This window comes from Oryzifoliimicrobium ureilyticum, assembly GCF_037199735.1.
GTDB classification, from domain to species: domain Bacteria; phylum Pseudomonadota; class Alphaproteobacteria; order Rhizobiales; family Rhizobiaceae; genus Rhizobium; species Rhizobium ureilyticus.
Genome location: NZ_JBBBVQ010000003.1, coordinates 236,569 through 249,856, shown reverse-complemented (window position 1 = coordinate 249,856; position 13,288 = coordinate 236,569). Strand labels below are relative to the sequence as shown.

Here is a 13,288-nt window from a genome sequence, read left to right as displayed (position 1 = left end):
AACCGGCCGCCTATCGCGACCGGTTCACTTAACGGCAAGTCTTGGGAGCATTAGCAATAAAGGCACGATCCCGCCGCTGGGAGCGGAGCAAGCTTTTTCAAGAAGTTGCTTTTCGCAGATCCCGTGGCGCGCATCTTCAGGGCGGCCGTTTCAAGAAGTCGGCGAAAATCCTCTTGTCTCACGCCATCAGCACGCAGAACTTGTGCGATCAGCGGATCCTGAAGGGCTTCGTTCATGGTCAAATCATCTGTTATCTTCTTCATCGGCTCATCCTCCTTTCATGGGCGAGTGCCCGTGTTCCACGCTCCGTGTCAGACTTGACTCCCGTCGAACGTGGTGTTACCGGTAAGTAACAGCCCATTTGTTACCGACTGGTCACATCGATGTCAAGGACATTGTCCGTAAAACTTTCTCCATCTGAAAATTCATGCGCATCCGCTTCAACGAAAGTTCCCCCACGGGAGCGTATTGTTTCGACGGCATGCGAATTGTTTCGCGAACATGGCATTAAAGGCATCGGTGTCGATGCTATTGCCGATGCCGCAGACACGAACAAGATGACGCTCTATCGGCATTTCGGCTCCAAAGACGAGCTGATTTGCGAAACACTTCGCCGTGCGTCAGAAAATGCCGATGCCATTTGGTCCGACCTGGAGAGTCAGTTTCCCGGAGAGCCCGCCAAACAGCTGGCTTACTGGGTTGAAAAACTTGCCGACTGTCTGAAAAGCGAGAGAGCTGCGTGCGATCTTGCCAATGCCGCGATCGAATTGAAGGATGAAAACCATCCTGCCCATGCCTTGATCGCGGGTCACAAGGCCGCTCAACGGAATAGGCTTGCCGAGCTCTGTCGCAGGGCTGGCGTGCGCTCCCCTGATCAGCTCGCCGACACGCTTGCTCTTCTGGTTGAAGGGGCGCGCGTCACAAGGCAAGCGACCGGTGCTATAAATTGCAGTCAGCAATTCATGACAGCGTGTAACGCGGCTATCTCCAGTTTTTCCTGAAGCAAGCTTACCGGTCGGAAAGCTTGCTACAGGCTATTGAACGGTTTTTTTCTTCGCGGCACTCTCTCGTATCGAAGACTCGCGACAGCCATGTTTTTACGTGGCTAGGGTCAGGTTTTGCCAGAAGGTACGATTGTGGTTCACGCAGCAGAAACATTTAAGATACTGATTTGCGATCCGGTGGGGCTTCGGCAAGGGCCGAATGGGAAAGCCGATTTCAGTGGGGTCAAGGCCTACATTGAAGCAAAAGGCGGCGTTTTTCATAATGGTCCTGTCAACAATCCGGGCGATCTTGAGCTGGGCAGATTGCATTTTTTCTATCAACCGCATTTGTCGGAGAAGGATGAGCTGATCGCCGCCGCCGGCGACGGTCAATATGATGCAGTCATTGCAGCGGCGACATTCCTGCCGCCTGAGACAGTTTTCATGTTTGGTGGAGTGAGAATTGGAGCAGGAACTGGCAACATGGGCTCGCGCTCTTGGGGCGGGGGCGATGGAGAGGGTGGCGCCGCGCCGTTGATGAATACACCCGGCATCAATAGTCGTGCGACAGCGCAAATGGTGATGAAGGCACTGCTGCGCGTCTTGCCGGATCTGCCTATGGAAGAGATGTATAAACGCGTTGCAGAAGGTGCATTCGATACGGGCCGTGATCTTCTTGCTTATCCGACAGCCAAACTCGAAGGCAGACGAATTGGTATCCTTGGTTATGGCAATATCGGGCGCGAAGTTGCCAAGCTTGCCGCCGCCTTCGGCATGCATGTCGTTGTTTATGCGCGCGAGCGACATCGCCCATGGATCGAGAGCGAAGGATTTGAATATGCAGTCTCGCCGCGCGAGGCTGCTCGCGCTGCTGATATTCTGTCGGTCCATCTTGGGCTGGGACCAAAGAATCCTGTGACCGGACATCCGATCAATCGGGGCGTTGTCGATGAAGGCGTGCTCTACGCGCTTGCGCCGTCGGCGATCCTGATCAATTTCGACCGCGGCGAACTTGTGGATGTCGCCGCCCTTGGAAAGGCCCTCGAGAGTGGTCAGCTGCGGCACGCTGCCATCGATGCGGACCTGTTTTGTCACGCTTCGACAAAGGCGCTGTCCGGTCCAATGCAGCCCTATCTCGAACTCGTCGCGCGTTTTTCAGACAAGTTGATGCTTCTGCCTCACGCGGCCGCCGATACGGATCATCCGTCTCGAGTCCAGGGTGCCAAGCAAGCGGTCGATCAAATCTTCGACGCCATCCTTCATAAGCGTGTTGTCAATCTCAAGGGCTCATTACCTTCAGGATACACGGATGGCGGCACGAAGATCGCCGCTGGGGTTGGACCGGTCTCGTCGCGTCATCTGCTGGCGGTAGCGCAGAGCGAGGCGGCGACCGGTGCGCTGGTGCAGGATGCATCCATCCTCGCAGCGTTTTGGCAGAAGCTTGCAAGCGTCCCGCCGGAACAGCGCGCTCAAATTTTGGCGCAAGATGGAGAAAAGGCGACGCTCGCTACCAATCGCCTTGCGACAACCTTGGGCCGTCAAGCGCTGCTAGGCCCCTATCAGGATTGACTGCTGTTATGGCATTGGCTTGGTCAGATACAGCGACGGTTGCGCGGACCCGATTTCGATCGCTTTTTATAGGCAGAGGCTGAGATCGCCGCTTCGGTTTGTTCGCGTCCTCGCGTTCCTTGAATGTCGGATCCTGCTTGTTGCTTTTCTCCAGGGCTCCGATACGGTGCGGAAGCTTAGGATGGGGGGAGGCCTTCCTTATTATGCGTAAAGTTGCGTTTGCCGGAGCGGCAGCACTAACGGAGAAGGTGCTGCGCAATCGGTCGGTACAAAAAATTCTCTTCAATGCGGTGCGATTAAATAGGCGAGAAATCCGCTCCGTCGTGATCGATGACGATATGCGCTTCTTGTCCTATTGCTTAGCCAGGCGCCCTCTTTCTCGCTCGCAGATATTGCAGGATCTATGGGTTTGTTTCGAGCTTGGCGAAAAGCGGGAGGGCTACTTCGTCGAATTCGGTGCGACCAACGGCTTCAAGAACAGCAATACCTGGCTACTCGAGACGAAGTTTGGGTGGAGAGGCATTCTCGCTGAACCCAATCCGCTTTGGCATGCAGACCTAATCCACAATAGACGGACTCACATCGAGCATAAATGCGTATCGTCCAAAACCGGAGACGTGGTTAGCTTTATTACCACGAACGATACCGATCCTGAACTCAGCGGCATTGCAAGTTCGTCGGAGGGCGATCACTTTGCGGAAACGCGGCGTGCAGGCCAGCGTATCGAGCTCGAGACGATCTCCCTCGACGACATGCTCGATAAATACGATGCGCCCGCAGCGATCGATTATATGTCAGTGGACACGGAAGGAAGCGAGCTCGATATTCTTTCGGCCTACAGCTTCAGACATAAGTTCAAACTCATGTCTGTTGAAAACAACCCGAAGAACGAGACAGCTATCGACAACCTCCTGGCTTCAAAGGGCTATCTGCGAGTATTCCGCCAGTTCTCCCAATGGGATAGCTGGTATGTGTCGGCAGAAATGCGCGCGAGGCAGGACGTGACGATCGCCGCACCGGATGCTTGATCCTGTTTCATCCCGCGGCAGGTAGTGAAGGCGACCGTGCGCATTGATCGATAGCGTGTTTCAAAGCCTGAAAAATTCGCTGATCGGTGCATTGGGCGACATTGAAGCGCATAAAACCATTCGCGCTTGAGGATGAACTGAAGGCATTTCCAGGCGCTAGAACGACATTGTCCTTCAGGCATAGCTTTGCAAGCGTTGCTGCGTCGTGGCCGTCAGGGACATGGCACCATAGGAACATTCCCGCGGTCGGCTGGATCCATGGCTTAAAGCCAAGGGCGTTTAGCTGTTGAGTCACGGCAAGACGTAACGTCCCAAGCCGTCGGCGAACCAGGTCCATGTGCTTGCGGTAGCTTCCGTCCGCAAGTGCCAAGGCTACGAACTCTCCGGACAAGCGATTGCTTCCGAAGCTTGTTGCGATCTTCAGATCGACGATGTTCTCGATCCAATCCTGATTGGTCGCTATGTAGCCGCAGCGAAGGGATGCCGAGAGCGTCTTGGAGAAACTACCGATCTGGATAACGCGCCTCAAGCCGTCGAATGCCGAAAGGCGCGGCGCGGGCACTTCTTCGAAGTCTGCAAAGATATCGTCCTCAACAACAGTCAAGTTTGCATCTTCTGCCAAGCGCAACAATTGATGTGCATTTGCCGGCGAGATAATGGCGCCCGTAGGATTGTGAACGCCAGAGTTCGTTATGTAGAGGCGCGGCGTGTGTTCCTTCAGCGCCTTCTCAAAAGCTTTTAGGTCTGGGCCGCTCGGCGTGTAGGGAATTCCGACCGCTTCTACCCTGTGGGCCTTTAAAAGAGCATGGAAGTTGAAATAGCAGGGATCGTCCAGCAAAACTGTGTCACCTGGCTGCAGGATAAAGCGGCAAACGAGATCGATCGCATGCGTGCCTGAATCGGTCAGCGTGATCTGGTTCGGGCGGGCGTCGATACCATGATTTGCGAAACGGCGCGCTAGGATCTCCCGCAATTGGGAGGAGCCAAAGGTTGTTTCGTAATCTGCAAGCCGAGATCCTTCGGTACGGGCGAGACTTCGGAGCGCGCGTCGCACACCTTCCTGAAACATCCATGATGCCGGTAGCCAGCCGCAGCCCGGCTTTAAGATCTCATCGCGGCTGTCGAGCGCTTGCTTTGCAATCCACAGTGGATCGACTTCACGCTCACGTTTTGGCGCCAGATCTGCCATTGCGAGAGGAGCGGTTAAACCGCAGACGTAATATCCTGAGCCGGGCCGCGCGCGCACGATGCCCTCCGCAACCAACCTCTCGTATGCTTCCACAACCGTCGACACGGAAAATCCGAGGGCTTTAGCTTGCTGGCGCACCGATGGTAGGCGGTCGCCTGGCATCGTCCTGCGACTTGAAATACCTGCCTTTATTGCCTCCATCACCTGCTCAATACGGGACAGAGGGGGTTGCCATTCGGAATGATGGTTCAGAACCGTTCTCCTTACATGGCCATAACAGTTACTGACAATTGTACTGTACCGTGTCTGGCTTTCTTCGGCGCGTCAATAGACTTTCCTGTCCAAGAATCAGGAGTATCGGAATGGATAAGGGCGCGAGCGGCTGGCTGAACGGCTTTATAGGTGTGGCAATCTTTTCGGGATCGTTGCCGGCAACGCGTCTTGCCGTGGCGGGATTTGATCCGATCTTCCTGACTGCGGCGAGGGGCGTTATTGCAGGGCTGCTCGCAAGCGTTCTCCTGATTGTCCTTCGTGAACGTCGTCCCTCGCTGTCGGACCTCTTATCCCTGTTAATCGTCGCTGGCGGCGTGGTGATCGGATTTCCTCTCCTAACGGCAGTTGCTCTTCAGCGCATTACCTCAGCGCATTCAGTTGTCTTTATTGGCCTCCTCCCTCTCGCGACGGCGATCTTCGGCGTCTTGCGTGGGGCGGAAAAACCGCATGCAGCCTTTTGGTTGTTTTCCTGTCTCGGTAGCGCGCTCGTCACCGCGTTTGCGATCCGTGACGGAATATCGGTTTCACTGCGAGATGATTTGTTGATGCTCGGCGCTATTGTTGTATGCGGACTTGGATATGCTGAAGGGGCGAAGCTCTCGCGTCGTCTCGGGGGATGGCAAGTGATATCCTGGGCTCTTGTCCTAGCTTTGCCTGTCACCTTCACTCTTGTTCTGTCTCAACATCATGTTCCCTTGGCCGATGTGCCGCGCAGCGCGTGGATCGGGCTGGCCTATGTGTCCATCTTCAGCATGCTTATCGGCTTCATCTTTTGGTATCGGGGTCTCGCACAGGGGGGGATTGCTGCGGTTGGTCAGCTTCAACTCCTGCAGCCCTTCATGGGATTGGCCCTGGCAGCTGGACTGCTGGGAGAGCCAGTCAATTTTTCCATGATTGCAGTCACGGGAGGTGTGGTTGCCTGCGTCTTCGGTGCGCGTCGCTTTGCTTAGAAAGTTGCATTTAAAAGAAAATGCAACTTTTGATAAGTATAAAGCGAAGTATAAGTTGGCCTCTTCTAATATGAAGTTTTAGAAATATCTCAACAAAATTCAATTTGATTGACAGCAGCGAAAAATAATCGCGTTTAAATAGGCGTATCACAACGAAAAATTGATATCCGCCTTATTTTTGTCTTCTCACCCTAGAAACTACGACAGCGAATACTAAGGTTCTGCGTATCTGCGCAGAATTGCATGTCTGAAGTTTTCGCAATGAGAAGCAATAGGCTGGCGCCTCCAATCCGAGAACGCAATCACAATTGAGGTTACGGAATTGAGTTCAAATATCCGGAAGTTTGTATTTCAAGATCTTCATAAGGTGGAAGGTTATATTGACCCACCCGATGCCCTTGTCTTTGTGTCGATCGTCGAAGATCAAGACCATGCGAGGATGGAAGGGGGACTGGCCGAAATCGGCGTCTATTATGGTCGCTCTTATTTTCTGCTGCGTAAAATCACGAATTTGAAAGAGAAAGTTCTTGCTGTTGATCTTTTCAACATCGGGGAGGGCGGCAAGCAATATCGTCGCTTCCTTGACAACGGCAATTTGCTCGGTATCCCCGTCGATGAGAATTGTGTCATCCGCGGCGACAGCACGGCTCTTCGCCCCGAATTGATAAAAGAGAAAGTCGGACAAGTTCGCTTCTTCAGCATCGACGGAGGACATCTGTTCCAGGATGTCGTGCATGACAGTCGTCTTGCGGAGCAGTCTCTTGCTCCTCACGGCGTGATCGCCTTCGATGACACGTTCAATCCCGCATGGCCGGAGGTAACGGTTGCCGTTGGAGATTTTCTACGCAGCAGCGAAGACAAGCTCAAAGCCTTCTGCATGACAAAATACAAAACCTACGTTTGTCGAAGCGAGTTTTATGACTTCTACGTGGACGTCATCCGTAATTCGCAACATCTCAAAGCCTTTCGGCACGAAGAGGTCGATTTTCTCGGGTCGAAGGTTCTGCGTCTCCACAATCCGATGAAGCGCCGCATTGCCTACGAGCTTCTTTCGCGCTCTGGCATGAAGAACATGTCTGACTGGGCCTATCGCACAGCCTGATTGCGTCGATCGTTTAATCTACCTCTCATCTGTAACCCAACAATCTCGGCTATAAATGCGAAAGGCCCGCACATCTTGCTGATGTGCGGGCCTTCGACATAAATTGTCACCGCCAGCCGATAGACTGGCGGCGGAAGCTGAACTCTACTTCTGCCAGCTTTTCACCAGTTCGTCGTAGTTGACGGTGACCGGCTTTTCTTTCTCGTTCTCGATCTTCAGCTGCGGAGCAAGGTTACCCTTGGAAACTGCATCCTTGTTCCAGTAGGCAAGGTCATGTTGTTCTGCGAGTTTAGGGCCGATATCGCCCTGAACGCCAGACTTTTCGATACGTCCCATGACCTTTTCCTGCGCTTCGCAGAGCGAATCCATCGCCTGTTGCGCGGTCTTGGCGCCAGAGGCCGCATCACCAATCGACTGCCACCACAACTGAGCCAGCTTTGGATAGTCGGGAACATTGGTGCCGGTCGGCGACCACTGTACACGCGCCGGCGAACGGTAGAATTCGACAAGACCACCGAGTTTCGGCGCGCGATCGGTGAAGCTCTGGTGATGGATCGTCGAGTCTCGGATGAAGGTGAGACCGACATGGCTCTTCTTCACGTCGACGGTTTTAGACGTGACGAACTGCGCATAAAGCCATGCGGCCTTTGCCCGGTCCGTCGGTGTTGACTTCATCAGCGTCCAAGACCCAACGTCTTGATAGCCAAGCTTCATGCCTTCCTTCCAGTAGACACCATGCGGAGACGGGGCAACGCGCCACTTCGGCGTACCATCTTCGTTGACGACAGGCAGGCCAGGCTTTGCCATGTCCGCGGTAAACGCTGTGTACCAAAAGATCTGCTGAGCAATGTTGCCCTGTGATGGGACCGGACCGCTCTCGCTGAAGGTCATGCCCTGCGCTTCCTGAGGAGCATAGGCCTTGAGCCACTTGAGATACTTCTCGATTGAGTAAACAGCCGCTGGGCCATTGGTGTCGCCGCCGCGGGCTACGCAAGAGCCGACAGGACGCGACTTGTCATCGACCTTGATACCCCATTCATCGACTGGCAATCCGTTAGGAAGGCCTTTGTCCCCATTACCGGCCATCGAAAGCCACGCATCGGTGAAGCGCCAGCCGAGCGAGGGGTCCTTCTTGCCGTAATCCATGTGGCCGAAGACCTTCTTGCCGCCGATGTCGCGGCCGGTGAAGAACTCAGCAATATCCTCGTAAGCCGACCAGTTGACCGGAACGCCGAGATCGTAGCCATATTTGGCCTTGAAGTCCGCCTTGTTCTTCTCGTCGTTGAACCAGTCGTAGCGGAACCAGTAAAGGTTTGCGAACTGTTGATCCGGAAGCTGGTAAAGCTTCTTGTCCGGCGCTGTCGTAAAGGATGTTCCGATGAAATCCTTGAGGTCGAGACCTGGGTTGGTGACGTCTTTTCCTTCATTGGCCATGAAGTCGGTCAGATTGCGCACCTGCTGATAACGCCAATGGGTGCCGATAAGGTCGGAGTCGTTCACCCAGCCGTCGTAAAGGTTCTGGCCGGTTTGCATCTGCGTCTGGATCTTCTCGACGACGTCGCCTTCCTGGATGACGTCGTGAGTGACCTTGATGCCTGTAATCGCTGTGAATGCCGGGGCCAGCACCTTCGATTCATACTCATGCGTGGTCAGTGCTTCAGAGACGACCTTGATTTCCATGCCCTGAAACGGTTTTGCAGCATCGATAAACCACTGCATTTCCTTTTCCTGGTCCGCCCGCGAAAGCGAGGAAAGGTCGCCAATTTCCTTATCAAGAAACGTCTTTGCCTCGTTCATACCGGCATGGGCTGATCCCGCTGCCAGTGCGACAAGTATAGCCGCCGTAGATGTCAAAAGATGCCGTCGCATATTATCCTCCCGGTTGTTGCGATTGCAGTTTTCATCCTCACGGCCCCCCGGCTTGAGAGACCGAAACTTTAGACGTAACGAAATACGCCGATCGTGTAGACGATTGAGATCGCGAGCGCCCACCAAAGATTGCCGCCCACAAAGCCGAGCCAGGCAAGATTGATAAAGGCGCTTCCAAGCAGTGAAACGAACAGTCTATCACCGCGCGTTGTCTCGAAGTGCAAGATGCCGTGTCGCGGCGCGCCGCCGGGTGAGAAATATTCCCACACCCCCATGCTCGCGATCAGAAGTGCGATCACGGCAAAAAAAACGGCAGTTTGCCACGTCCAGGCCATCCATGAGAAATCAGGCAAAAAGGACATGACTACACCCTCCCCAGGGCAAAGCCCTTTGCAATGTAATTGCGTACGAACCAGATCACGAGGGCGCCCGGTATGAGGGTCAGAACGCCGGCCGCGGCCAAGAGCCCCCAGTCCATGCCGGCTGCAGATACCGTTCTTGTCATCGTTGCAGCGATCGGCTTTGCATCTGTTGTCGTCAGCGTGCGGGCAATGAGCAGTTCCACCCACGAGAACATGAAGCAGAAGAAGCAGGCGACGCCGATCCCCGAGGCAATGAGCGGCATGAAGATCTTCAGGAAGAAGCGCGGAAACGAGTAGCCATCGATATAGGCAGTCTCGTCGATTTCCTTCGGTACGCCCGACATGAAGCCTTCCAAAATCCATACCGCAAGTGGGACGTTGAACAGGCAGTGCGCGAGTGCAACGGCAATATGCGTGTCGATGAGGCCGAAGGCCGAATACAACTGAAAGAAGGGCAGGGCGAAAACGGCGGGCGGTGCCATCCGGTTTGTCAGCAGCCAGAAGAACAAGTGCTTGTCGCCCAAGAACCGATAACGCGAGAAAGCATAGGCCGCCGGCAAGGCGACGCTGACCGAAATTACCATGTTCAAAACAACATAGATGATCGAGTTGATGTAGCCGGAGTACCAGGACGCATCGGTGAAGATGATCTGGTAGTTCCGCAGGGTCGGGTTATGCGGAAAGAGCGTCAGTGACGATAAGATCTCTTCATTTGTCTTGAAGCTCATATTCACGAGCCAGTAGATCGGCAAAAGCAGGATCAAAATGTAGAGCGTCGGGATAATCCACGCGAAGCGAGAACTTTCGCTGTCCTTGACGGCCTTGTTTCGTGTCGCCTCGCTGCGTTGAGCAGACGCGGGTGCAGTCTGATCCATTCCGTCGTGACCTCTGGAGGTAATGGTGCCGTTTGCTGTGATCATGTTAGGTCTCCGCATCGTGGCTGGTCATGACGGTGTAGAAGACCCAGGAAAGCAGCAGGATGATCAGGAAGTAGACGAGCGACATCGCTGCGGCTGGACCGAGGTCGAATTGACCGAGCGCCATCTTGACGAGATCGATTGATAGGAAGGTCGTGGAGTTACCAGGACCGCCGCCGGTCACGACGAACGGCTCCGTGTAGATCATAAAGCTGTCCATGAAGCGCAGCAGGACTGCGATCAACAGGACGCGCTTCATCTTTGGAAGCTCGATGTAACGGAACACCGCAAAGCGGGAAGCGCCGTCGATCTTCGCAGCCTGGTAATAGGCATCTGGAATGGATACGAGCCCGGCGTAGCACAGCAGAACGACAAGACTTGTCCAGTGCCATACGTCCATAATGATCACAGTTGCCCAGGCGTCCAGTGGATCCTGGACATAGTTGTAATCAATGCCGATACGATTGAGATAATAGCCGAAGAGACCGATATCGTTGCGCCCGAAGACCTGCCAGATGGTGCCGACCACGTTCCACGGAACGAGCAGCGGCAGGGCCATCGTAACGAGGCAGACTGGAACCCAAATCCCCTTCTTGGGCATGTTGAGTGCGATGAGGATGCCGAGCGGGACTTCGATCGCAAGGATGATCAGGGAGAAGATCAGATTGCGCTGAAGCGCTTCCCAAAAGCGCTCTGACTGCAAGAGTTCATCGAACCATTGCGTGCCTGCCCAGAAGAACTGGTTGTTGCCGAACGTGTCCTGAACCGAGTAGTTGACAACGGTCATCAACGGGACCACCGCCGAGAAAGCCACCAGAATGAGCATTGGCGCGACCAGGAACCATGCCTTGTTGTTTAACGTCTTTTCCATTGATCAGACCTCCCTTCCAACACGCCAGGAGTCGGCATAGAGATTGATGCCGGTGGGATCGAAACTGATACGGGCATCGGCCGGGATATCGCCATCCTCGGGAACGACGATCGTAATCGGCTTGCCTGAGAACTGTCCTCTGACGATCTTGCGGCGGCCGATGTCCTCGACCTTGGCGACCTGAAGAGGCATTCCCTCGCGACCGATGCGGATGAACTCGGGCCGGATGCCAATTTCGGTCTTGGCGCTTGGCGCTACTTTCGGCGCAAAACCGATGTCGATAATTTCCGCTCCGATCCGCGCCTTGCTACCATCGATGTCGGCCGACAAAACGTTCATTCCGGGAGAGCCGATAAAGTACCCGACGAACGTGTGGCTGGGACGATCGAACAGTTCGTCCGGCGTTCCGATTTGGACGATCTGGCCCTCGTACATGACGACGACCTTATCGGCGAACGTCAAAGCTTCAGTCTGATCGTGGGTGACGTAGACCATCGTGAACCCAAATTGCTGATGCAGCCGCTTGAGCTGTGAGCGCAGCACCCATTTCATGTGAGGATCGATTACCGTCAGCGGTTCGTCGAAGAGGATTGCCGACACGTCGTTGCGTACGAGCCCGCGACCGAGCGAGATTTTCTGCTTCTGGTCGGCAGTCAAACCGCGCGCCTTGCGTTTCGCCCAGCTTGAAAGATCGAGCATCTCAAGGGTTTCCCGCACGCGCCTGTCGATTTCCGCTTCCTTGACCCCTCGGTTACGAAGAGGAAATGCCAGGTTATCGTAGACGGTCATCGTGTCGTAGATTACCGGGAACTGAAAAACCTGCGCGATATTGCGATCCTGGGTGGACAGATCGGTCACGTCACGTCCGTCGAACAGCAGCCGTCCATGCGAAGGGTGCAGAAGACCCGAAATGATGTTGAGAAGCGTGGTTTTGCCGCAACCGGACGGTCCAAGCAAGGCGTAGGCGCCGCCGTCGGTCCATTCGTGATTGACCTCCCGCAGTGCATAATCTTTCGGTGAGGTCGGATTCGCGCCATAGGCATGGCGGATGTGATCGAGTGTTATCCTAGACATATTGCCCCCTCAAGCCACAGCCATGGCGCGGCCGTCGTTGCCGAAGGCCATCAAGTGTCTGGTATCAAGGAAGACGTTGACATCCGTGTCGGGCGCAATGTCCTGGATACCGTGTTCCAGCATGACCCAGCTCTTTCCTCCGAAACTGAGATGCACGAAACTTTCCGAACCGGCGATTTCCGAAACGAGCGTGCGTGCACGCAAAGGTGCCGACAATTCTCCCTTTGAGGCCAAAGAGAGATGATGTGGCTGGAATGCCAGGGTAATCGGGCCATCCGGCAGGCGCTGAAGATGCGGCGGTACCGAAAGCATCGCCTGTTCTCCCTGCGCAAAAACGCCGTCCTTTTTAGCCACCTCTATGACGTTCAAAGGTGGATCGGCAAAAGTTCGTGCCGTAATGAGGTTCGAAGGCTTACGATAGACCGCGATGGTCGGTCCAAACTGTGTTATCCGGCCTTCGTGAAGCGTTGCGGTGTTGCCGCCGAGCAGCAAGGCTTCCGACGGCTCGGTTGTTGCGTAAACAAAAATGGCGCCGGCTTCGGAAAAGATCTTCGGAAGCTCCTCGCGAAGTTCTTCACGCAGTTTGTAGTCGAGATTGGCCAAGGGCTCATCAAGCAGCACAAGACTTGCATTCTTGACCAGAGCCCGTGCCAATGCCGTCCGTTGCTGCTGACCGCCTGAAAGGTTCAGCGGCGTCCGATCGAGATAGGGCGTAAGCTTCATCAACTCCGCCGCTCTTTTGACCTCCCGGTCGATCTCTGCCTTGTCTTTGCCGGAGATTCGCATAGGTGAGGCGATATTTTCATAGACGGTCAGCGATGGGTAATTGATGAACTGCTGATACACCATCGCGATGTTCCGTTTTTGAACGGGAACGCCCGTGACATCGACGCCGTCGAAATGGACTGTCCCGCTGGTCGGACGATCAAGACCCGCCATCAGACGCATCAGCGATGTTTTCCCAGATAAAGTGGGTCCCAGAAGAACGTTGAGCGTCCCGCGCTCCAATACAAGATCGGTTGGATGGATATGATAATCCGTCCCCACCATCTTGGCTGCTTTTCGCAATTCGAGCATAACTCCCGTGCCTCCTCCTACACC

The 13,288-nt window shown here is 54.7% G+C and carries 13 protein-coding genes; 5 read left to right on the top strand and 8 right to left on the bottom strand.

Translation table 11 applies throughout. From position 1 onward, the window contains the following. Positions 1–50: 50 nt before the first annotated feature. On the bottom strand, positions 51–263 hold the full coding sequence (locus tag VQ830_RS06865) for a hypothetical protein (protein WP_337267340.1): 213 nt from the start codon (positions 261–263) through the stop codon (positions 51–53). A 120-nt stretch (positions 264–383) separates the two neighbouring features. Between VQ830_RS06865 and VQ830_RS06860 the strand changes: the two genes are divergently transcribed. The 3 genes from VQ830_RS06860 (at position 384) to VQ830_RS06850 (ending at position 3,580) form a co-directional block, all read left to right on the top strand. Next, the gene (locus tag VQ830_RS06860; protein ID WP_337267339.1) at positions 384–1,001 is read left to right on the top strand and encodes a TetR/AcrR family transcriptional regulator; all 618 of its coding nucleotides are present in this window, start codon (positions 384–386) and stop codon (positions 999–1,001) included. 135 nt (positions 1,002–1,136) lie between these two features. Then, positions 1,137–2,552: an NAD(P)-dependent oxidoreductase gene (locus VQ830_RS06855; RefSeq protein ID WP_337267338.1), complete on the top strand. Its 1,416-nt coding sequence runs from the start codon at positions 1,137–1,139 to the stop codon at positions 2,550–2,552. A 203-nt stretch (positions 2,553–2,755) separates the two neighbouring features. Continuing rightward, entirely contained in the window at positions 2,756–3,580 is an 825-nt protein-coding gene (locus VQ830_RS06850) for an FkbM family methyltransferase (protein ID WP_337267337.1), read from the top strand. 7 nt (positions 3,581–3,587) lie between these two features. On the opposite strand, the gene VQ830_RS06845 is transcribed toward VQ830_RS06850, so the two are convergent. Continuing rightward, positions 3,588–4,970: an aminotransferase-like domain-containing protein gene (locus tag VQ830_RS06845; RefSeq protein WP_337267336.1), complete on the bottom strand. Its 1,383-nt coding sequence runs from the start codon at positions 4,968–4,970 to the stop codon at positions 3,588–3,590. A gap of 161 nt (positions 4,971–5,131) precedes the next feature. Here VQ830_RS06845 and VQ830_RS06840 point away from each other — a divergent pair, with 161 nt between their 5' ends. Together VQ830_RS06840 and VQ830_RS06835 are read left to right on the top strand one after the other, a co-directional pair. Continuing rightward, positions 5,132–5,992, top strand: a complete 861-nt coding sequence (locus VQ830_RS06840; RefSeq protein ID WP_337267335.1) for a DMT family transporter — start codon at positions 5,132–5,134, stop codon at positions 5,990–5,992. 322 nt (positions 5,993–6,314) lie between these two features. Next, positions 6,315–7,094 carry a class I SAM-dependent methyltransferase gene (locus tag VQ830_RS06835; RefSeq protein ID WP_337267334.1) on the top strand — a complete coding sequence of 260 codons (780 nt, stop codon included), beginning with the start codon at positions 6,315–6,317 and terminating at the stop codon, positions 7,092–7,094. Positions 7,095–7,238: 144 nt separating this feature from the next. Here VQ830_RS06835 and VQ830_RS06830 read toward each other — a convergent pair whose 3' ends face one another. The 6 genes from VQ830_RS06830 to VQ830_RS06805 form a co-directional block, all read right to left on the bottom strand. After that, positions 7,239–8,963 carry an ABC transporter substrate-binding protein gene (locus VQ830_RS06830; RefSeq protein WP_337267333.1) on the bottom strand — a complete coding sequence of 575 codons (1,725 nt, stop codon included), beginning with the start codon at positions 8,961–8,963 and terminating at the stop codon, positions 7,239–7,241. Positions 8,964–9,031: 68 nt separating this feature from the next. After that, entirely contained in the window at positions 9,032–9,325 is a 294-nt protein-coding gene (locus VQ830_RS06825; protein ID WP_337267332.1) for a DUF2160 domain-containing protein, read from the bottom strand. A 2-nt stretch (positions 9,326–9,327) separates the two neighbouring features. Beyond that, positions 9,328–10,245: a carbohydrate ABC transporter permease gene (locus VQ830_RS06820; protein WP_337267331.1), complete on the bottom strand. Its 918-nt coding sequence runs from the start codon at positions 10,243–10,245 to the stop codon at positions 9,328–9,330. 1 nt (position 10,246) lies between these two features. Beyond that, complete coding sequence (locus VQ830_RS06815) at positions 10,247–11,113, bottom strand: carbohydrate ABC transporter permease (RefSeq protein ID WP_337267330.1); 867 nt, start codon at positions 11,111–11,113, stop codon at positions 10,247–10,249. Between the two features lie 3 nt (positions 11,114–11,116). Further along, the gene (locus VQ830_RS06810; RefSeq protein ID WP_337267329.1) at positions 11,117–12,187 is read right to left on the bottom strand and encodes an ABC transporter ATP-binding protein; all 1,071 of its coding nucleotides are present in this window, start codon (positions 12,185–12,187) and stop codon (positions 11,117–11,119) included. 9 nt (positions 12,188–12,196) lie between these two features. After that, complete coding sequence (locus tag VQ830_RS06805) at positions 12,197–13,264, bottom strand: ABC transporter ATP-binding protein (protein ID WP_337267328.1); 1,068 nt, start codon at positions 13,262–13,264, stop codon at positions 12,197–12,199. Between the last annotated feature and the right edge of the window lie 24 nt (positions 13,265–13,288).